Annotated in this window: 14 protein-coding genes; 7 read left to right on the plus strand and 7 right to left on the minus strand. The window is 54.6% G+C overall.

Translation table 11 applies throughout. From position 1 onward, the window contains the following. Window positions 1-4: 4 nt before the first annotated feature. The 7 genes from JIN85_RS10120 to JIN85_RS10150 all read right to left on the minus strand — a co-directional run bounded on the left by JIN85_RS10120 (window position 5) and on the right by JIN85_RS10150 (window position 10337). Window positions 5-1687 (minus strand): efflux RND transporter periplasmic adaptor subunit, encoded by a 1683-nt coding sequence (locus JIN85_RS10120; RefSeq protein WP_200270262.1) that lies wholly within the window; start codon window positions 1685-1687, stop codon window positions 5-7. Between the two features lie 12 nt (window positions 1688-1699). Next, on the minus strand, window positions 1700-2938 hold the full coding sequence (locus JIN85_RS10125; RefSeq protein WP_200270264.1) for a TolC family protein: 1239 nt from the start codon (window positions 2936-2938) through the stop codon (window positions 1700-1702). Between the two features lie 106 nt (window positions 2939-3044). Then, the gene (locus tag JIN85_RS10130; RefSeq protein WP_200270266.1) at window positions 3045-3413 is read right to left on the minus strand and encodes a hypothetical protein; all 369 of its coding nucleotides are present in this window, start codon (window positions 3411-3413) and stop codon (window positions 3045-3047) included. Between the two features lie 65 nt (window positions 3414-3478). Continuing rightward, window positions 3479-3736, minus strand: a complete 258-nt coding sequence (locus tag JIN85_RS10135) for a DUF4279 domain-containing protein (RefSeq protein WP_200270268.1) — start codon at window positions 3734-3736, stop codon at window positions 3479-3481. A gap of 86 nt (window positions 3737-3822) precedes the next feature. After that, window positions 3823-5136, minus strand: a complete 1314-nt coding sequence (locus tag JIN85_RS10140; RefSeq protein ID WP_200270270.1) for a DUF1552 domain-containing protein — start codon at window positions 5134-5136, stop codon at window positions 3823-3825. A gap of 20 nt (window positions 5137-5156) precedes the next feature. Then, window positions 5157-7451, minus strand: coding sequence for a DUF1592 domain-containing protein (locus JIN85_RS10145; protein ID WP_200270272.1), 2295 nt, complete (start codon window positions 7449-7451; stop codon window positions 5157-5159). A 60-nt stretch (window positions 7452-7511) separates the two neighbouring features. Then, the gene (locus tag JIN85_RS10150) at window positions 7512-10337 is read right to left on the minus strand and encodes a PVC-type heme-binding CxxCH protein (protein ID WP_200270274.1); all 2826 of its coding nucleotides are present in this window, start codon (window positions 10335-10337) and stop codon (window positions 7512-7514) included. Window positions 10338-10495: 158 nt separating this feature from the next. On the opposite strand from JIN85_RS10150, the gene JIN85_RS10155 reads away from it, so the two are divergent. From JIN85_RS10155 to JIN85_RS10185, 7 genes are all read left to right on the plus strand, one after another. Beyond that, the gene (locus JIN85_RS10155) at window positions 10496-11515 is read left to right on the plus strand and encodes a glycoside hydrolase family 43 protein (RefSeq protein WP_200270276.1); all 1020 of its coding nucleotides are present in this window, start codon (window positions 10496-10498) and stop codon (window positions 11513-11515) included. A gap of 90 nt (window positions 11516-11605) precedes the next feature. Then, window positions 11606-12886: a serine--tRNA ligase gene (gene serS, locus JIN85_RS10160; RefSeq protein ID WP_200270278.1), complete on the plus strand. Its 1281-nt coding sequence runs from the start codon at window positions 11606-11608 to the stop codon at window positions 12884-12886. A 27-nt stretch (window positions 12887-12913) separates the two neighbouring features. After that, the gene (locus JIN85_RS10165) at window positions 12914-13501 is read left to right on the plus strand and encodes a TMEM175 family protein (RefSeq protein ID WP_200270280.1); all 588 of its coding nucleotides are present in this window, start codon (window positions 12914-12916) and stop codon (window positions 13499-13501) included. 73 nt (window positions 13502-13574) lie between these two features. After that, on the plus strand, window positions 13575-14123 hold the full coding sequence (locus JIN85_RS10170) for a shikimate kinase (protein WP_200270282.1): 549 nt from the start codon (window positions 13575-13577) through the stop codon (window positions 14121-14123). A gap of 3 nt (window positions 14124-14126) precedes the next feature. Then, a complete protein-coding gene (queG, locus tag JIN85_RS10175; protein ID WP_200270284.1) occupies window positions 14127-15152 on the plus strand; it encodes a tRNA epoxyqueuosine(34) reductase QueG in 1026 nt (341 codons plus the stop codon). A 299-nt stretch (window positions 15153-15451) separates the two neighbouring features. Next, window positions 15452-17719, plus strand: coding sequence for a FecR domain-containing protein (locus tag JIN85_RS10180; RefSeq protein WP_200270286.1), 2268 nt, complete (start codon window positions 15452-15454; stop codon window positions 17717-17719). Between the two features lie 53 nt (window positions 17720-17772). Then, entirely contained in the window at window positions 17773-18240 is a 468-nt protein-coding gene (locus JIN85_RS10185) for an SRPBCC family protein (RefSeq protein WP_200270288.1), read from the plus strand. Window positions 18241-18276: the final 36 nt, after the last annotated feature.

Genomic DNA, 18276 nt, shown 5'->3' on the forward strand with positions numbered 1-18276 from the left:
TGGATCAGGGATTGAGTTGTTCGCCGCAATCGATCATCTCCGAACCAAAGAATGGATTTTGTATGGGGCGGACACCGATCTGAATCCAGCGGCCTTGATCGCCGGCATCCGGGACGGCTTTGTTCACCATCGGGCATTGCCATATCTGCATGCTTGGAAAATCTTTTATGCTTCGAAGTGGCTGCAGCACCTCGGTCGCAGCCATCGTGAAAGTGAGGAATCTAGATCGGGCTTCGCCGATGCTGTCCGATCCATGAAAATGGCGGGCGTTGTTCAGTGCTTCCAGTTTGTCAGAGGGAATTTTCAGTCCGGCCAGGGCACCCGTCAGTGCGGATGTTTGCTGCATCACCGGCGTGCTCACTTGGTTGAACTTAGCGAGATCATCAGCAGCGAGCGCGGCGGCCATCGCGTCCGCCGAAGTGAGAAACTGATGGATCACTTGTTTTTGCGATTCGGAAAGGGTGGGCTGGTCGGAAGTATCGACGGGTTCAGGTTTTGCACGAAATGTCTGGTTCATTTCGGCTTGTCCATCGATGAGAAGATTGCCGTTGGTGACGACCTTATCGCCTTCTGTTAGGCCAGATTTTACCTCGATCCATGCGTCTCCGCGACGTCCTGTCTGGATCGCGACCTGGCGATAAGCGCCTCCACCTTGATCCACGTAAACGACGGCTTGCGGCCCGGTCTTGATGATTGCCGATTTGGGAATCGCCAGCACCGGCTGGGTATCGATCTCCACTTCGGCATCCGCATAGACATTGCGCAGAAGTTCGCGTTGGCCGTTGACTTCGGGATTGGGAATTTCAACCCGGACCTGGGTGGATCGGGTCGAAGGGTCCAGATTCGGATCGATGAAAGTGACCTTGCCGGTGAAGGTTTTTCCCGGTCGGGACGGGGTGGTGAGCCGGACGGTTTGGCCGAGCTGAATCGATGATAGATCGGATTCGTAGGCAATGAATTGGAACCACATGGTTGAGAAATCCGCGATCTCGAACAGCTTCTGCCCCGTTGTCACATATTGTCCCTCGTAGACATCCTGCGCGACGACGGTGCCGCCGATTGGGGCGAGAATCTGACTGACCAGCGCTTCGGCCGACTTGTTAGGGAGCGCATCAATTTGCTCTGGAGTAAGTCCCATCTGGCGAAGCCGGAGCGCAGTGTTGGTTTTCAGATCGCCGCTGAGCTGCCGGTATTCCCGTTCGGCTTGAAGCAAGGATGGACTGTAGAAATCGGCCAAGGGTTGACCTTCTTTTACTTCGGCGCCGACGTAGTTGATGTGCAGTTTTTCAATCCTGCCATCAATGTAAGCGGAAATGATGCGATGGCGTGACATGTCATCATCGATCGTCCCAGCGACCTGAAGGGTTTCGTTCAACGGCCTGATTTTTGCCTCCGCTGTCTCAACGTTGATCACGCGAATCTGGCTTTTGCTGAGCGTGATCGTGTTGGCATTCGCTGCGTTGTCGAATGCCTCTTCGCCTGGATAGATCGGAGTCAATTCCATGCCGCAAATCGTGCAACGGCCCGGCTTGTCACTTTTGATCCAGGGATGCATCGGGCTCTGATAGTAGAGCGGCTTCGGTTTGGATGACGCGGATTGCGTAGCGGACGAACGGTTGCTCTGGATGAACCAGGTGACGCCAGCGGCTAGCCCGGCAGAGATGAGAATGATGAGGATGGTTTTCATCGGACGGAAAAGTTAAGGACGGGGAACGAGGAGGTTCAGTTGCTCGATCGCGGCGAGTTGCATCGCAACGAATCGACGTTGTTGCAGCTCGATCGAAAACAGGCTGCGGTTGGCATCGAGTAGATCGGTTAGTGGTGACTCCGAGCTGATCCAAGCGGCTTCGATGGAGCGTTTGGCGGCATCGGCTTTTTCGTAAACCTCGCCAGCGTAAGCGCGTGCCTGGGCGGCGGCATTCGCGGCGTCGGTGACAGATGAAAGAACTTGGTCGGCGACGTTCAATCGAGCCGTCTCGACATCCTGGACCGCTGCTTTTTGTCGGAGTTCTGCGGCGTGGATTTGCGCGTCATAGGAGGCGTGATTGATAATGGGCAGGCTCATTTTCAGACCGATGCCGACACTCCTGACATCGCCACCCGAGTAGATCGCGGATTCCACGCCGACGGCAAATTGCGGCAGCCTGTTGCGATCGGCGATGCGAACCTCTGCATCCGCGGCGTGCGCCATTTCCTCCATCGATCGGACCTCGGGGTTCAGCCTCTGGATGCGCGCGATCTCCGAACTGGCGATGGGTGTCGGTGCAGGATTCAGGGTGAGGGTGAGCGTTGGCCATTGCGATTCCAAAGGGCGCCCGAGTCGCAGGTTCAGGCTTTGGGAAATGCTATCCCGGCTGCGCTTTGCGGCGGCGAGCACTTGGTTTTCCTGCGCAAGTTCGCTTTCCAATCGCAGTGCATCCGCGCTGGTGGAACCCGGGTTGATCGCTTTTTCCTTCGCGTTTTCGACCATCGATTTCAGCCAGTCGATTTGCGATGTTTGAAGGCGGATCGATTCATCCGCCAGGGCGAGTTCGATTGCGTCGTTGGCAGCGGCGGCACCGACTTGCAGCGCCGACATCCGGGCATTTTCCCGCTTCGCGCGCTCAATCGCTTCGGCTTTCGAGATCTTGGCTGCATAAAGCCCGGGTTTGGGGAGCGGTTGTTCAAAGCTGAGCCGGATGTCACCTTGGTTGGCGCGCATTGGGCTTTCAGCACCCATCAGCGAGAGGCCAACCCTCGGATCGTCCCAAAGCCGGACGCCCCGGATGTCTACGAGGGCGGCGTCGCTTGTTAGAGCCGAGGATTTGGCAGCGGGATGGTGGGCCGCCGCTTCTTTGCGGATGGAATCGAGGAAAGAATCGTTAACGAGTTTAGGTTCCTGCGCGTGCAGGGATCCGGCCACGCAAAGGCCGGCAAAGATCGGTCGGATCAAGTTCATGAGTCATGTGAGTCAATGGATGGAATTTCCAAATTGCCCGTGTCCCGGTTACGGAAAAATTACCGTTATCGATGGATGGGCACAGTACGCCTGTCAGGGCGCAAACTCAGATGACATAACTGCAGAAGGCCACGGAAAGCGGCACTCCTTCATAACCGACGTTCAGATCAGCAGGCACGCTCGGCGGGGCGACCGGAAGCCCGGAAGCAATCAACATCCCCGGCTCATGGTCGAGCTCGACGGGCGCGGGAAATTCGAGTTTCAGCTGTGCGGTTGCCGGAGCAATCGGCGCGGGCTTTGGCTCGTCTTCGCTGTTCGAGGCACACGGGCATGAGGCTTGGTCAGCGCAGCATGACATTGTGTGCGACTTCATTGGCGCGCAATCGTCGGTCGTCAGGCAAGCAAGGCCAGCCTGCACCTGGGAGAGCTGCAGCAGCAGTCCCAGAAAAAGTGCGACGATGGATTTGATTGCCATGAACGGAGCTACAATAACCGAACTTTTGGAATTTCCAAGTCGAGTTTCAGAGTTGGCTAAATTGGTCACTCTATCGAATCGATTTGAACTTCGATTCCAAATCCGCAGTTCACTGCAAACTCAAGGAGGGTTGGCGTCAGGCTGATCGGCTGAAAAGAGGAAGTCGTGATCGCCAGATGAAGTGTGTAGTCCGACGAACCGTCTTTTAGTTTTTCTAATGTTGCTCGATGCGGATCGAGTTGATTCAGAAGATGTGAAATCTGCTTCGGCCAATCTTGCTCTTGTCTCAACGTGGTTAATTCCAATACCCAAAGGCCACCCACCGCAGCGATCTTTTCAAAACCTGGAATCGATTCCTGACCGTTTCGGCGGCATCGCAGCAGAGCGTTGGCAATGGAGATGTCCAAACTCACGCAATCACCTCAAACTTGCCATTGGAGTCGCCGATGCGTTCGGCTTTGACATTCATGCGGTCGAGCATGGAAAGGTAGAGGTTCGTCATCGGTGTGCCGTTTTGCGCAGTGATGACGCGACCCTGGCTCAGGGTGCCATTGCCGTGGCCAGCGAGCAGCAGGGGCAGGTCGTTGTGGTTGTGGCGATTGCCATCCCCGATGCCGCCACCGTAGACGATCATGGATCGCTCCAGCAAATTGCTTTCGTCTTCCTGAGTGGTGCGGAGTTTTTCCAGGAACCACGCGAATTGCTCGACGTAGAATTGATCAATGCGGCCGATTTTTTCGAGAATTTCGGCGTTGTTGCGGTGATGGGAAAGCTGGTGATGCGCGTCCGTGACGCCGATTTCCGGGAAGGTCCGGTTTGATCCGTCATGGGCCAGGAGGAACGAGGCGATGCGGGTGGTATCGGTTTGGAAAGCGAGTGCCATCATCTGATACATCAACCGAATGTGTTCCTGATAGGTTTCCGGAATGCCATTTGGCTTTTGATCTTCCGGCACCTCAACGCGGAATTTTTCTGCTTGGGCGATCCGCATTTCGACATCGCGAACCGAGGTTAAATACTCGTCCATCTTGCCGCGATCCGTGCCGTCGAGCCGCTTGTTGAGGCGTTTGGCATCGTCCAATACGAAATCGAGAATGCTTTTTTCGTAATGGCGGCGCTTGGCGTCTTCTTCCTGATTGCCGGAGCCGAAGAGTTTCTCGAACACCAGTCTTGGGTCGCGCTCGGCCGGAGCGGGGGTGCTTTCGCCGCGCCAGGAAAGGTTGAATTGATAGGCACACGAGTAGCCGGAATCGCACTGACCGGATCGACGCGGCGGATCGGTGGAAAGTTCGAGCGATGGCACCCGTGTCAGGTGCCCGATTTGGCGTGCGGCGATTTGGTCAACCGACATGCCTACCTCGATGTCAGCGCCTGCGGTTTTGCGCGCCTGGCAGCCGGTCAGGAAGGTGGCGTTGGCACGGGCGTGGTCGCCGGGGCCGTCGCCATTCGCGAAAGCTTTTTCCTGATCGAGTCCGCGCATTACCGAATAGTGGTCGCGCAAATTTGCCAGCGGTTTCAGCGTTTCGGACGTATTCTGCGCATCCTTTGGCTGCCAGAGGTCGAGATTGACGCCGTTGGGAATGTAGACGAATGCCATGCGCAGTGGCGCAGCAGCTTTGCTGGCTTTGGCGGCGGTTGCGGTCGCTGCTCCGAGCGATTGCAACGAGGGCAAGGCCAGGGTGGTGGCGATGCCTTTGAGGAAATTGCGGCGGCTGGATGTCATGGCAGGAAAAAATTCCGGGGTTAATCGCGCTGATATTGAAACGGCACGGAGTCGATGACGGCGAGGATCAAAGGAATGAAACGCGATTCTTCAGTCTCGGCTTTCAAAACAATTTGGTCAACGGCCGGGCGGTCATACCATTCAAGTCCGCGGCCAAGGGCGTAAGTGAGTAATTTCGTGGCGAGTGCACGGTGAAACAGAGGGCGTTGCTTGCCGGATATCAACTCTCGCAATTCCGTGGAATTGGCAAACGTGCTGCCGTCCGCGAGCTTTCCTGACGAATCAATCGGCTTCCCGCGATCTTCAGAACGCCAGGCTCCCACGGCGTTGAAGTTTTCCAAGCCGAAACCGATCGGGTCCATCAGCGCATGGCAGGACGAGCAAGAGGGATCACTGCGATGCAACTCCATCTGCTGGCGCAAACTCAGGTTTTTGCCGTGCGCACCAGCGGCCTCAAGTTGCGGAATGTTTGGCGGCGGTGGTGGCGGCGGCGTGTCCAAAATGTTTTCCAACACGTATTTTCCCCGCAATACAGGTGAAGTCCGACGAGGATAGGAGGTGAGTGTCAGAACCGACCCTTGGTTGAGGATGCCACGGCGCTCCGTTCCTTCCAGCGATACTTTGCGAAACTCGTTTCCTTGTATGCCATCAATGCCGTAATGCTCGGCAAGCTTTTGATTCAGGAAGGTGTAATCCGCATCTAACAACCGATCAACCGGTTCGTTCTGATGCAGCACATCACTGAAAAGCATCAGGGTTTCTGTGGCCATGGAGCGGGCGAGATTGCCATCATAATCCGGGAAAATCTTATTGTCGGGAAAGATCGACTGCAGGTCACGCAGTTGCAGCCATTGCCCGGCGAAGTTTTCCACAAACTGCCCGGACTTCGGACTTGCGATCATCCGCTCAACTTGAGCTTTCAGATTTTCACGCAGTTTCCCACTCGCAGCCAGATCGAATAGCTGCTGGTCCGGCATGCTGCTCCACAGGAAATAGGACAAGCGGGAAGCAAGCGCATACTCACTAATCAACCGGATATCTCCATGACTTTCACCGGTTTTCGGTTCTTCGTGAAACAGAAAAGCCGGAGAAACCAGCATGGCTTCGAGTGCATGGCGGATGGCATAATCGACATTCTCACCGTTTTGTTCGGCGGTTTTGAGGAATACCAGATAGTGCTCGATTTCACCGGGCTCGGGTGGCCGACGAAATGCTCGGCGTGCGAAGCGATCGAGCACCGCCAGCATGTAAGATCGGTCATCCTGGCCTTCTTCACGACTGCCATAAATCTGGCGGTGCCGGGCTGGTTTCGGCTGGCGCGGTCCATCCAGCGGCCCCTCGATGACGAGGCGCTTCAACCGGACATTCCGATCGCGCTGGTTCGGATCCGGGATGGTCTCGTCCCAAAAATCATTGGTAAACGCCGCGCCGACCTTGAACCGGTTGCCGCTCTCAATCGTGATCTCAGTCGAGTATTCCTTCGGCGCTTCGATGGGAGCAGTAATGTCCCAGGTGTGCATCACTTCGTCTTCCAATAAAAAATCGAGCTTCGGGGCGATGCCTGCACCGCTGGTGCCTCCCGCGATGACTTTGATCAGATAACGCCCAGGTTTCGGTAGATTGACCTCTTTGCTGGCTGTTCCATTTCCATAAAAATACCAGCCTTCTTTTGATGGCTCGCCGCCCTCTCCAGCCAGCTGATTTCCTTCGATCTTGATCTGTGGAAATGGCATCGGCTTCAGGTGAACCGCCTGATCCAGCGCTTCCTTGGCGGCATCCAGATATCGCTCCAGATGCAGTGGGGAAATTGTGAGCACATCACCGATGTGATCGAAGCCATATCCACTATCATCCGGAGGAAGGATTTCATCCACCTTGATATTGGCCCCAAGCAGATCTTGAATCGTGTTCCGGTATTCCGTGCGATTGAGCCTTCGGAGTGTGACATGGCCGGGATCCGGATGATCGGGATCGATCGGAAACACGGCATCGTCAATCCATTTGACCAACTTGCTTCGCTCAAGATCGCTCGGCTGATACTCGTCCGGCGGAGGCATCAATCGAAAATCGATGTGATCGCGAATCCGTTTCCAAACGCTGCGATTGGCGATCATCGAGTCGATCGATTGGTATTCGTCCAATGCCAAATCTCCCTTGCTCAAACCATCACCATGGCAATCATAGCAGTAGTTGATAAAAATCGGTTCGATCTCATCATGAAACTGTTGCGCCGGGTCAGCGCTGACACCCAGCGGAACCACACAGGCAATCCATGCCAGGTGGCGCGCTAGTTGGTGTGATCGGAAAAATACCATGGGCAAACACCGCTACGTCGATGGGGTGCGAAAACTCACAGATATTTTCCGCAATCGTGATCATTTAAAATCCGCGGAATTCCATGGTTGCTGGCGGGATTCATGGGCGCTCCGGATGGCCTCAACTTCCTTAACTTGGACTGCCCGTGCATCATTCGACCAAGAGTGACGCACATAACTCAGGACGTCGGCGATGTCCGCATCGGACAATCCCATCACTGGTGGCATCAATGAATTCACGTCAGGTTTTCCGTCGATCTTCACCACGCCAGTCAATCCGTGGAGCACAATCCGGATCGGAACCTCAGGGTTGCCAGTCAAACGCTTCGATCCATCAAGCGGTGGAAATGCCGAGTCAACGCCGGTTCCGTCAGCCTGATGACAGGCGATGCACGTCTGACCATAAATGGTTTCGCCGCGCTTCAGCTGCTCAGCGGAAACTGGGTGCGTTTTCGGTTTCTCAGCGATCACCTGGGACTCCCGATCGCGGCTGGCAAACGCAAGGCAGCGTTGGAGAATGACACCTTGGAACAAGTCCGCATGCTGATCGTGGAGGGTTTGCAATTGAGCGGAAAGTTCAGAACTCAACGGCATGCGGCCAGCCAGCAGCAACCATTCGCGCCGCACCAATGCATCCGATTCCTTGGCGGGATCAAAGTCCGGCATTTCATCGGAATCCCAGATCGTCAGCGCGATTCGGCGTCGTTCAGGACGCGTGTGATGAACCAGCGCCGTCGGAATTTTCGCGCCCAATCCATGCAGGGCCCACAAGGCGTGATCGCCTGCGAAGCCCTCATCCGATTCCGCGAGCTGAAGCAATTTTTCCTGCAAATCGGTGCGGCGCTGCTCGACGATTTGCTGTTGCGACTTTTGCCGCCAGAACAGATTCGGACTTGAAAGGCCGTCGATCAAATCGCTGGGAACGGCGGTGTTTTTGCTACCTTTCGGGTAAACCCGGTAAATGCGGCCGAGCGGTTTTTCACGCAGCGGCGTCACATACGCAGCTCCCTTGCCGCGATCGACCTTGGTTTGTTCGAATGGCGCGCCGGGTCGGTTGTGCTGGACGATGATGTTATACCAATCCGCGATCCACACTGCGCCATCCGGGCCGACTTCGGCCGCGACGGGAGCTGACCAGGCATCGGCGCTGGCGTAGAGATTGTTGCCTTCGAAATAGGTGAAAAACTCAGCGTTCTCATGCCGCATTTCACCGACGGAAACCAAGTGCCCGGTCGGCTCGCAAACGAATGCGGTGCGATTCCACCAACTTTCCGGAAACCGCCGGGCGGTGTAAATCGCATGTCCGGCAGCAGCGGTGTAGTGGCGTGACTTTGCCCGGATTTTGCCGTTTCCGAGCAACTCGATCGGCGGTTCCCAGCCATCGCTTTGTTGCACATCCTGAGTGATCGGGAAAAATCGGGTGCCGCGATCCGCCCGGTCAGCCGGGCCATTATCACCGACAATTTGCCAGCTTGGTTGGCGGTTGGCGGTCGATCCCATTACGTCGAATTGCTCGGTGAATCCGAGGCCCCAGGTGTTGTTGGAAGTTTTGCCAAGAAACTCCAGCTTACTGTCGTCTGGTAAAAATCGGAAGGCGCCGGTGTCGAATTTCATCGGCTTGCCACCGACCTCGCCTTCGAATCCGGCGTAGCCAATGGTTGCATAAATCCATCCGTCAAAACCGTAGCGCAGATTGGATTGTCCGGCGTGGGTGTCGTGTTTCTTGAAGCCCTCGAACAGCACCTTTCGCACATCGGCGTGATCATCCCCGTCAGTGTCCTGTAAAAACAGCATGCGCGGTCCATCGCTCACGATCACCCCGCCATTGGCCTCGACCACGGAGGTGGCGAGCGAAAGCCCGTCTGCAAACACGGTGAAACGGTCGGCTTTGCCATCGCCGTCTGTGTCTTCGTAGATTTTCAGTCGATCGTTTCCGGTGTCTTCCGGCTGCTGGTGATTTGGATAATCCAGAGTTTCGACCACCCACAGACGGCCGCGGTGGTCCCAGTGGATCGCGATTGGATTCACCACATCCGGTTCACTGGCGAAGAGCGAAACCTCAAATCCTGGAGGCACCTGGGCGAGCTTCAGCGATTCTTCCGGCGCCAGCGGTTGTTGAATTTTCGGAACGGGTTGGCTTGTTTGGTATCGCTCCGGAAGTAGGGGAACCTCGTATTTCAGTTCGGGAAGATCGGGAGGTGAAATTCCTTCCCCAGCTGCCCATCGCAGTCCGCGGGTGAGCAACTCTTGAAAACCATCCTGATGCCAGCATCGCTCATCGTGACCGTAGGCGGTATAAAAAACCCGACCTTTCCCCTGGGTTCTCACCCAGGTCCATGGCTCGTCTCCATTGCGCTGTAAAATGGTGAGGTCCTTTTCCAATCGATGATGGTGATAGGTCTCGTCCCAGGTTTCGAACGGTTTGTAACCTTGCATCGTCGGGTGGTCAGGATCCGTGATGCGAGCGGTGAAAACTCCTTCGCCGTGATTTTCGATCTGCCCACCAACGAGCGCGATGTAGCCGTCAGTTTTTTTGAAGCAGGCGGAGCCACAATGCACTGGAACAAAGCCGCCGCCGTCATCGACATAGTGGGTTAGTGCCGCGAGCTGCTCGGGACTGATCTCCTGGTGATTGGCGTAGATCAACACCGCATCGTATTGCGAAAGATTGGCCGGGTTCAGCGCCTCCATCCGCTTTTCATAAGTCAGATGAATGCCGCGTTGGCCGCTGACTTCCTTGAAATCCTGGTATCGGTCCAGCGGATGGTGGTAGGCATCGTCGCCGAAAAAGAGCACTTCCAGCGGGCGCTTCTCGCTCTCTTGAGCGTGGCTGATAGATGTTGAAACGATCCAGCAAAGCCCGATCGCCAACTGGTTGATTCTCAAATTTGATCGCAGAAAACCCATGTAAGGGCCGTTCTACGCCAATATCGGAGCAAACCTCACGGAAAAACCTTATCCGCGATCCAAGTCTGCTTATTCGAGATCCCGAAATTGGCTTAAGGACTTCCTATCCGCCGATTTTTGCCGAGCGTTGGACACACATGAAGAAACTCGCTTCGCTGATCGCGCTGGCCGTGGGATTGACTGGATTTACCGCATTTGCAGGCGATGACGTGTGGATGCTCGCTTATTTCCGCCAACGCTATGAAGGCCGGGTGGAGTATGATGCGAATGGGAAACCCTATCAGGTTCCGTTGCCGAATCCGATGAAGGTCGAGCAGTTGCACCTCGCCGTTTCGGAGGATGGTCGGCATTGGAAACCCCTTCATGACAATCAGCCCGTGTGGAGCCAGAGGTTGCGTGATCCATTCATTCATCGTGGCAACGACGGGCTTTTCCATCTGCTCGCGACCGGTGGTGGGTCGGCGAGAAACGGCAAAGACCGAAAGCAAGCCGGGCCGGTTTGCCTGCATGCGACCTCGAAGGATCTCAAGCATTGGGAATCAGTTGAAGCGTTGCCCTTGATGAAAGGAGTGAGCGATGACGATGGCCGACCTTCGCGAAATATTTGGGCGCCTGAGTGGTTTTTCGACGAAGAAAAGGGCGATTACCTTTTGGTCTGGTCGTCCTCGTTCGAGGATGCGGGGTGGAAGAAAAGCCAGCTGTGGTTTTGCCGGACCAAGGATTGGAAGGAATTCACCCCTGCCAAGGTGTTGTTTTCGCCCGGTTATTCCGTGATTGATGGCACGTTGATGAAGCACGATGGCCGCTATTATCTATTCCACAAAGAAGAGGAATTCAGCCCGGCGACTGGAGAGCGTCGGGCCATCCGCCTGGCGGTTTCCGACCAGCTCGAAGGGCCGTATGAGATTCAGGATGGAGAGATGAATGGTGGCCAATTGGTGCCAACGATTACCGAAGGGCCTTCGGTGATGCCGGACCCGACCAAGCCCGGCTGGTTGCTGCTTTACGACTACTGCATGACCGATCGCTACGGGCTTTCATCGTCCCCGGACCTGAAAAAGTGGACCATAGAGGAGGATGTCTCATTTCCGCCCGATGCCCGCCATAGCAGCGTTTTCAAATTGAGCCGCGAGGAATTTGAGAAGTTGGAGGAATGATAGCTCCGGCATACAAATGGACCGAATCGGGGCAATCTTTAAAGATTCGCGTTGATTCCGGCCCCGGCTGGCGGTGACATTCACCGCGCCATGCTCGACATCCGCGTCATTCGCGAAAATCCAACCGCCATTCAGGACCGCCTCAAATTGAGGGGCGGTGACCATTGGAAGCTCATTGATGAAGTGCTCGCTTGCGACGAGTCCCGCCGCAAGGCCGAGACCGACAAGCAGCAGCTGCAAAGTTCCCGCAAAACGATTTCCAAGCAAATCGGCATGCTCAAGGGCAAAGGTGAGGACACGTCCGCGATCGAGGCCGAGGTCCGTGGCATCAACGAACAAATCGCCGCACTCGATGTGGAGGCGGAGGCTGCTTCGGCGAAGCAAAACGAATTGCTGCTCAACATTCCAAACCTGACGCACGACGCCTGCCCGGTCGGCGAGGACGAGGAATCGAATCCCGTGGTCCGCGAATGGGGGACGAAACCGGAAGTGGTCGATCCGAAAGATCACGTCGAGCTGGCGATGCAGCACGGCTTGGTGAACTGGGACGATGGCACGCGCGTCGCGGGTTCCGGCTTTGTCGTTTATCGCGGCAAAGGTGCTCGCCTTGAGCGCGCCCTGATCAATTTCCTTTTGGATACGCAGGGAGCAAACGGCTACGAAGAAGTCAATGTGCCGCATCTCGTGAAACGCGAGTGCATGGAAGGCACCGGTCAACTGCCAAAATTCGAGGACGACATGTATGGAACCGACGCCGATGAAAACGGCATCAACAGCCTGTTCCTAGCGCCGACCGCCGAAGTTCCGGTGACCAACTTGTATCGCGATACGCTTCTCGCCGAAACCGATTTGCCGATCCAAATGGCAGCTCACACGCCGTGTTTCCGTCGCGAAGCCGGATCGGCTGGTCGCGATAACAAAGGCATCATCCGCATGCACCAGTTCGACAAGGTCGAGCTCGTGCAGATCGTCCATCCGGATCTTGGATTCGAAGTGCTGGAGCAATTGACCGGTCATGCCGAGTCGATTCTGCAGAAGCTCGGATTGCATTACCGCGTGATCGAACTGTGCACCGGCGACATCGGATTTTCTTCGGCGAAAACCTATGACATCGAAGTCTGGGCACCCGGTCACGGCAAATATCTGGAGGTTTCCAGTTGCTCGTGCTTCACCGATTACCAGGCGCGCCGGATGAAACTTCGGTTTAAAGACGGCGAAGGCAAAAACCGTTTCCCGCACACCCTGAACGGATCCGGCACCGCCTTGCCACGGCTCTACGTCGCGCTGTTGGAGCAATACCAACAACCCGACGGCTCGATCAAAATCCCCGAAGCCCTCGTGCCCTATTTCGGTGCCGAGAGCATCGGGTGATGTTGGTATGCGCAGATCGAACAGATCATGAAAACTTCCCGGCTTGAGGCGTTCAGCGATGGGGTGATTGCCATCATCATCACGATCATGGTGCTGGAGATGAAAATCCCGCACGGCACCACCCTGGCTGAGCTGAAGCCTCTCACGGGAACGTTTTTGAGCTATGTGCTCAGCTTCATCTACGTCGGAATTTATTGGAACAACCATCACCATCTGTTTCATGTCACCAAGCGGGTGACGGGTGGGATTCTATGGGCGAATCTCCACCTCTTGTTCTGGCTTTCCTTGTTTCCGTTCGTGACGGGATGGATGGGTGAAAATCATTTCACCGCCCTGCCGGTCGCTCTGTATGGCTTCGTGCTTCTCATGGCTTCCATCGCGTATTGGGTGCTTCAAAGCACGATTTCGCGAGATACGAAAGCCGGTGAATTACTTCGGTCGGCGCTTGGCAAGGACTTCAAGGGCAAACTTTCCCCGCTGCTCTACCTTTGCGCGATCGGCTTTGCTTTCCTGCAACCTTGGGTTTCCGCATTTTTGTATGTGGCCACTGCGTTGATGTGGCTGATCCCGGACCGTCGATATGAGCGGGCGCTGGAGGTTGAGGCATCGGATTAGTTGAAAATCCACGGATCATTTCCACCTCGAATTTGCGGTTTCTTAAATCGACGTCGTCAGGTTAGAGTCAGACATGACTGAGTCGGGCAAGACACCGAAGAACATCGTTCTGATCGGTTTCATGGGAAGTGGAAAGACGACGGTGGGGCGTGAGCTGCACCATCGGCTCGGCTATTCATTGGTCGATATGGATGCGGTGATTGAACAGCGCGAGGGACGCCCGATTGCAAAGATTTTCGAAGAAAAAGGCGAAGCTGCCTTCCGCTCCATGGAGAGCCAGTTGCTTCATGAAATGGCGGAAATCGATGACAGTCGCCGCATCATTTCAACCGGTGGTGGAGTGGTGACCCAGGAGAGAAATCGGGCGCTGCTACGGCAGTTGGGGTATGTGGTCTGGCTACATGCGCCGATCGAAACGATTCTGGAACGGACATCGAGAAATCGTGACAGGCCACTTTTGAACGGGCCGGATGCGGCTGAGCGAGCCCGGGTTTTGCTGGAACAGCGCAAGCCTTGGTATGCGCAGTCCGCGCATCTGAAGGTGGACACCGCGGGGTTGGATTCCGCGGAAGTGGCTACGGGGATTTTGGAAAGCGCGCGCTATTTTTTCACGCGGATCTAACGAATGATGGAGCAGCAGGTCAAAGCGCTGGCGGCCGAGCTCGGATTCGATGACTGCCGCATCGCGATCGCGAAGCAGGCGAGCCATGCCGGGCTTTTTCAGGATTGGATTGCCGAAGGAAAACACGGCGAGATGACCTGGATGGAAAAGACACCGGAACGCCGCTGCGATCCGCGCGAGGTCCTGCCTGGTTGCAAATCAATCATTTGCCTGGCTCTGAACTACTATCCGGGTCGTAGTCCTTTTCCGGACGGAGCGGAAGGTGGGTATCGCATCGCGCGCTACGCCTGGAATAATGATTATCACGATCTGATTTGGAAGAAACTCAAGGAGTTCGACCTGCGCCTGCAGGAACTCGGCGGGGTAAATCGATACTACGTTGATACCGGTCCTGTGCTGGAACGTGATTTTGCAAGCGACTCCGGCCTCGGTTGGAATGGCAAATCGACGGTGCAGATCCATCGGAAATTGGGTGCCTGGTTTTTCCTGGCCGAGCTTCTAACAACTCTCGATCTCAAACCGGACGAGCCCTTCGGTGATCATTGCGGCAAATGCACCCGTTGCATCACCGCATGTCCTACCCAGGCGATCACCGCGCCACGACGTGTCGATGCCCGACGTTGTGTTTCCTATCTAACCATTGAACACAAGGGGCCAATTCCCGAGGAGTTCCGTGAGGCGATGGGCGATCGGATCTATGGCTGTGATGATTGCCTGGATGCGTGTCCGTGGAATAAATTTGCCGAGAAATCGCGTGATCTCTGGTTTCATGCGCGAGGAGAAGTGTTTGCGAAAAGCCTGCGTGATTTCCTGGATCTGGATGAGGAAGGCTTCCGAGCTCTATTTGCCAAGTCGCCGATCAAACGAATCAAGCGTCCGCGCTTTCTGCGCAATGTGTGCGTGGCACTCGGAAATACCGGGACGTCTGAAGACCTTGTTGCGCTGGAGCGAGCTGCGGCGGATGAGGATCCGCTGATTGCAGAGCATGCTGCCTGGGCGATTGAGAAGATACGCAAACGTCTGAATTAAGGTGTTCTACAACGGATGGTCAAAGTTGAGCCTCGATATTTTTAAATACAGGGTAACAACTCAAACTTGCCCGGATTGATGAATTCAGTCTAAAGTTTGCGGAGATTCATACAGTAAATATTTAAATGTCTGAGGTTTAGTCTCTTCGGAGGCTTACCGCTGGTGGTGTAAGAGTGCTTGGCGTTCTTGCTGTTTTGCAAAACCACTGGGGCAATCTTCTTGTCCCTTTCCAGTGAACGCCAGCCCTCAGGGAGTCCAAGTATTCCAGACAAAAGACATTATAGCCAATCCATAAAGACATGCGTATAATACAACTCCTCCTCGTTATTGGTCTTTTCATGCTCTCCGTGGGTTATGCTTCCGCTCAGGATGCACCAGCCAAGTTAAGCTTTCCCTCAACTGCGGCATTTGTGGGAACTTATATTGACTCCAATGTTGGTGAGGTTTCGGATAGCTCGTCGATATCCGTTATTTCTGCAAATAGCTTTACCGCTGCCAATACCACAGGGACCTACAGCTATACCAAAACTGGAGCGAGCAAGGCAACATTGAGTTATACGTCGGTGTGGTCTTCGGGGGATGATTCAGAAACGGAGCATAACACCGTTTTGCTCACGTTTACCTCAGCGGGTGGGGGAACTTATACATCATCTGGCTCATATACAGGGGTCCAGGACGATTTCAACTATAGTGGGAGCTTCACGGGATCAGGAACTTTTACCTACGACTTTGAAAATACTGCACCCACAATTTCTGCTATCTTAGATGAGGTGATCCAAATCGGTGAGACGACAGGTGAAATCGATTTCTCCATTGCTGATGAAGAATCTGAAGCTTCGGATCTCGTGGTTACGGTCGATTCGTCGAATCTGGAATTGGTTCCGTTAGATCATATCACCACTGGTGGGAGTGATGAAAATCGAATGGTATCCATTACACCAGTTGCCAATCGATCCGGCATATCAACGATCACCGTAACGGTAAGCGATGGTGAGCTAACGGATTCAACGACCTTCCAGTTGACCGTGAAAATCGGCGAGATTAGCTACATTTCAGGGGCCAATCACATGATTTCACGGGGCGGCTCGTCGAGCCAGGCTTCCTTGGGAGATCCGGTTTTTACCAATGACACGGTCATTACCGGAGCAACAGGATTGCTGCGAATCCAATTTGTTGACGGTTCTGTCGTCACGGTCAGTCCTTCATCGAGTATGGTGGTTGAAATGTTTGAACCCGTGACTGAGGGGTATTTCGATACCATGATCAATTTGCTCAAGGGATTGCTTAACTCGGCTGTGACTAGCCGCGATGGCTGGAGCTTCGGGATCAGAACAAAAAACGCCTCGATAGGTGTTAGAGGGACCAATTTTGATGTATCCTATGAGGACGATGGTTCGGTGGGATCTACGGTGGTTACCGTATCCAGTGGTGTCGTTGAGGTGACCGACCTGATGAAAGACGAGGTCAGTACCTTGACCGGTGACCAAACGATCACGATTGAAAGCAGCACTTTGCTTTCTTCCCCATCGATTGTCGGCAGCTGGACGTTTGATAACGGAGCTGGCGGGGCTTGTCTGACGTTTTTACCCAACGGAGAGTTCACTTATTTTGAAGATGGTGACAGCGTCGAAAACCCAGGTGGCCAGGATGGTGTCGAGAGAGGTACATACAGCTGGAATTCTGATGCTGGCACTTTGGAAGTGAATGTCACTCTTGATACCTGCGGAGATTGGGGATTTTCCAGTGGAGTAGGCACGGTTTCAGGAATCTCAACGGTGGTTTCAGAGACCAGTCTGAATTTAGAAAGCGCTGATGGGGAAAGTTACGGTTTTTCCCGTATTTCCACAGGTGATACGTCACTGACTGGAGCTTGGTTTCGGATGGATAACGAACTCATGACTGTTGTCTCGATCGAGTCAGATGGAACCTATTATTTGGTTCAGGACGATGATGTTGAATTGAATCCGGGAGGCCAGGATGGTGGTGAAAAAGGGACGATCAGTTGGAATGAGAGTACCGGCTTGATCACGTCGACCGTGTTGAATGATACCAATGGCGGTTGGGGACTTTCGGATCTCGGGGAGAATCCAACGCTGGTTCTGGGCGATGATGGAAATTCCTTTGTTTTCAGCGATGACGAGACCGAACCGGTGACTTTCTATCGGGTTCGCCCATTTGATGGAACTTTTGAAAGTTGGTTGACCGTGCAGTCGCTTTTCGGAGCGCAAGCCGCCCCCCATGCTGCGCCCTTCGCAGATGGGCTTCCTAACTTGGTTCGCTATGCGATGAACCTATCAAAAGAACCCTCATCGGCGGACTTGCCTAGTTTTAGAGTCGAGACGATTGATGATACCCCCTACCTCACACTTGAGTTCCGTGTTCGAAAGTTTCTTGGCGATGTTACTTTGGTGCCGATGCTGAGTGTCGATACCCTGGAAGATTGGCAAGAAGTGCCTTCGGAGTACGTCGAGGATCTGGCCGATGCTGATTCAGAGACGCTGCGAAAAATGGTCCGCGTTCCCGCATCAAGTTCGCGTGTGTTCCTTCAGCTTGTCGCCTCAGAATAAACATGGTGGCTTCGACTTGCGACACGGTGGTAGCGGGTTCAGATTCGATCTGCATGAAACTCTATCAGCTCAAGCAGGAACAGGATTTGCCGATGAGTATGGCTGAGGCTTGGGAGTTCTTTTCTTCACCGAAAAATCTGGAAGAGATCACTCCCGGAGATGTGCCATTCGAAATTATCAGTGGTGGTGATGGCAAGACGTTCGAGGGGCAGATCATTGCCTACAAAGTCGGCATTGCCCCGGGGATTCGAGTGGGCTGGGTCACGGAAATCACTTCAGTCGATGAGGGTCGCTCGTTCATCGATGAACAACGCTTCGGACCATACAAGTTTTGGCATCACCGGCATACTTTTGAAGCGATCGATGGTGGAGTCCGCATGTGTGATCACGTCCAATATGGGCTGCCTTTGGGTTGGATTGGGCAGGTAGTCCATGCGCTTTTTGTTGGCGCGAAGCTTCGATCCATCTTCGCGTTCCGACGTGAAATTTTGCAGCAGAAATTCGGGACTCTTGATGCCTGAAGCCCATCCGGCGCGAGGGTGAATCGCGCGATGGAT

The sequence above is a fragment of the Luteolibacter pohnpeiensis genome (assembly GCF_016595435.1).
Classification (GTDB): domain Bacteria; phylum Verrucomicrobiota; class Verrucomicrobiia; order Verrucomicrobiales; family Akkermansiaceae; genus Luteolibacter; species Luteolibacter pohnpeiensis.

Excerpts from the sequence above, each read along its gene's own strand:
- JIN85_RS10120 (WP_200270262.1), bottom strand. The coding sequence starts at position 1,687 with ATGAAAACCATCCTCATCATTCTCATCTCTGCCGGGCTAGCCGCTGGC.
- JIN85_RS10125 (WP_200270264.1), bottom strand. The coding sequence starts at position 2,938 with ATGAACTTGATCCGACCGATCTTTGCCGGCCTTTGCGTGGCCGGATCC.
- JIN85_RS10130 (WP_200270266.1), bottom strand. The coding sequence starts at position 3,413 with ATGGCAATCAAATCCATCGTCGCACTTTTTCTGGGACTGCTGCTGCAG.
- JIN85_RS10140 (WP_200270270.1), bottom strand. The coding sequence starts at position 5,136 with ATGACATCCAGCCGCCGCAATTTCCTCAAAGGCATCGCCACCACCCTG.
- JIN85_RS10145 (WP_200270272.1), bottom strand. The coding sequence starts at position 7,451 with ATGGTATTTTTCCGATCACACCAACTAGCGCGCCACCTGGCATGGATT.
- JIN85_RS10155 (WP_200270276.1), top strand. The coding sequence starts at position 10,496 with ATGAAGAAACTCGCTTCGCTGATCGCGCTGGCCGTGGGATTGACTGGA.
- serS (WP_200270278.1), top strand. The coding sequence starts at position 11,606 with ATGCTCGACATCCGCGTCATTCGCGAAAATCCAACCGCCATTCAGGAC.
- JIN85_RS10165 (WP_200270280.1), top strand. The coding sequence starts at position 12,914 with ATGAAAACTTCCCGGCTTGAGGCGTTCAGCGATGGGGTGATTGCCATC.
- JIN85_RS10170 (WP_200270282.1), top strand. The coding sequence starts at position 13,575 with ATGACTGAGTCGGGCAAGACACCGAAGAACATCGTTCTGATCGGTTTC.
- queG (WP_200270284.1), top strand. The coding sequence starts at position 14,127 with ATGATGGAGCAGCAGGTCAAAGCGCTGGCGGCCGAGCTCGGATTCGAT.
- JIN85_RS10180 (WP_200270286.1), top strand. The coding sequence starts at position 15,452 with ATGCGTATAATACAACTCCTCCTCGTTATTGGTCTTTTCATGCTCTCC.
- JIN85_RS10185 (WP_200270288.1), top strand. The coding sequence starts at position 17,773 with ATGAAACTCTATCAGCTCAAGCAGGAACAGGATTTGCCGATGAGTATG.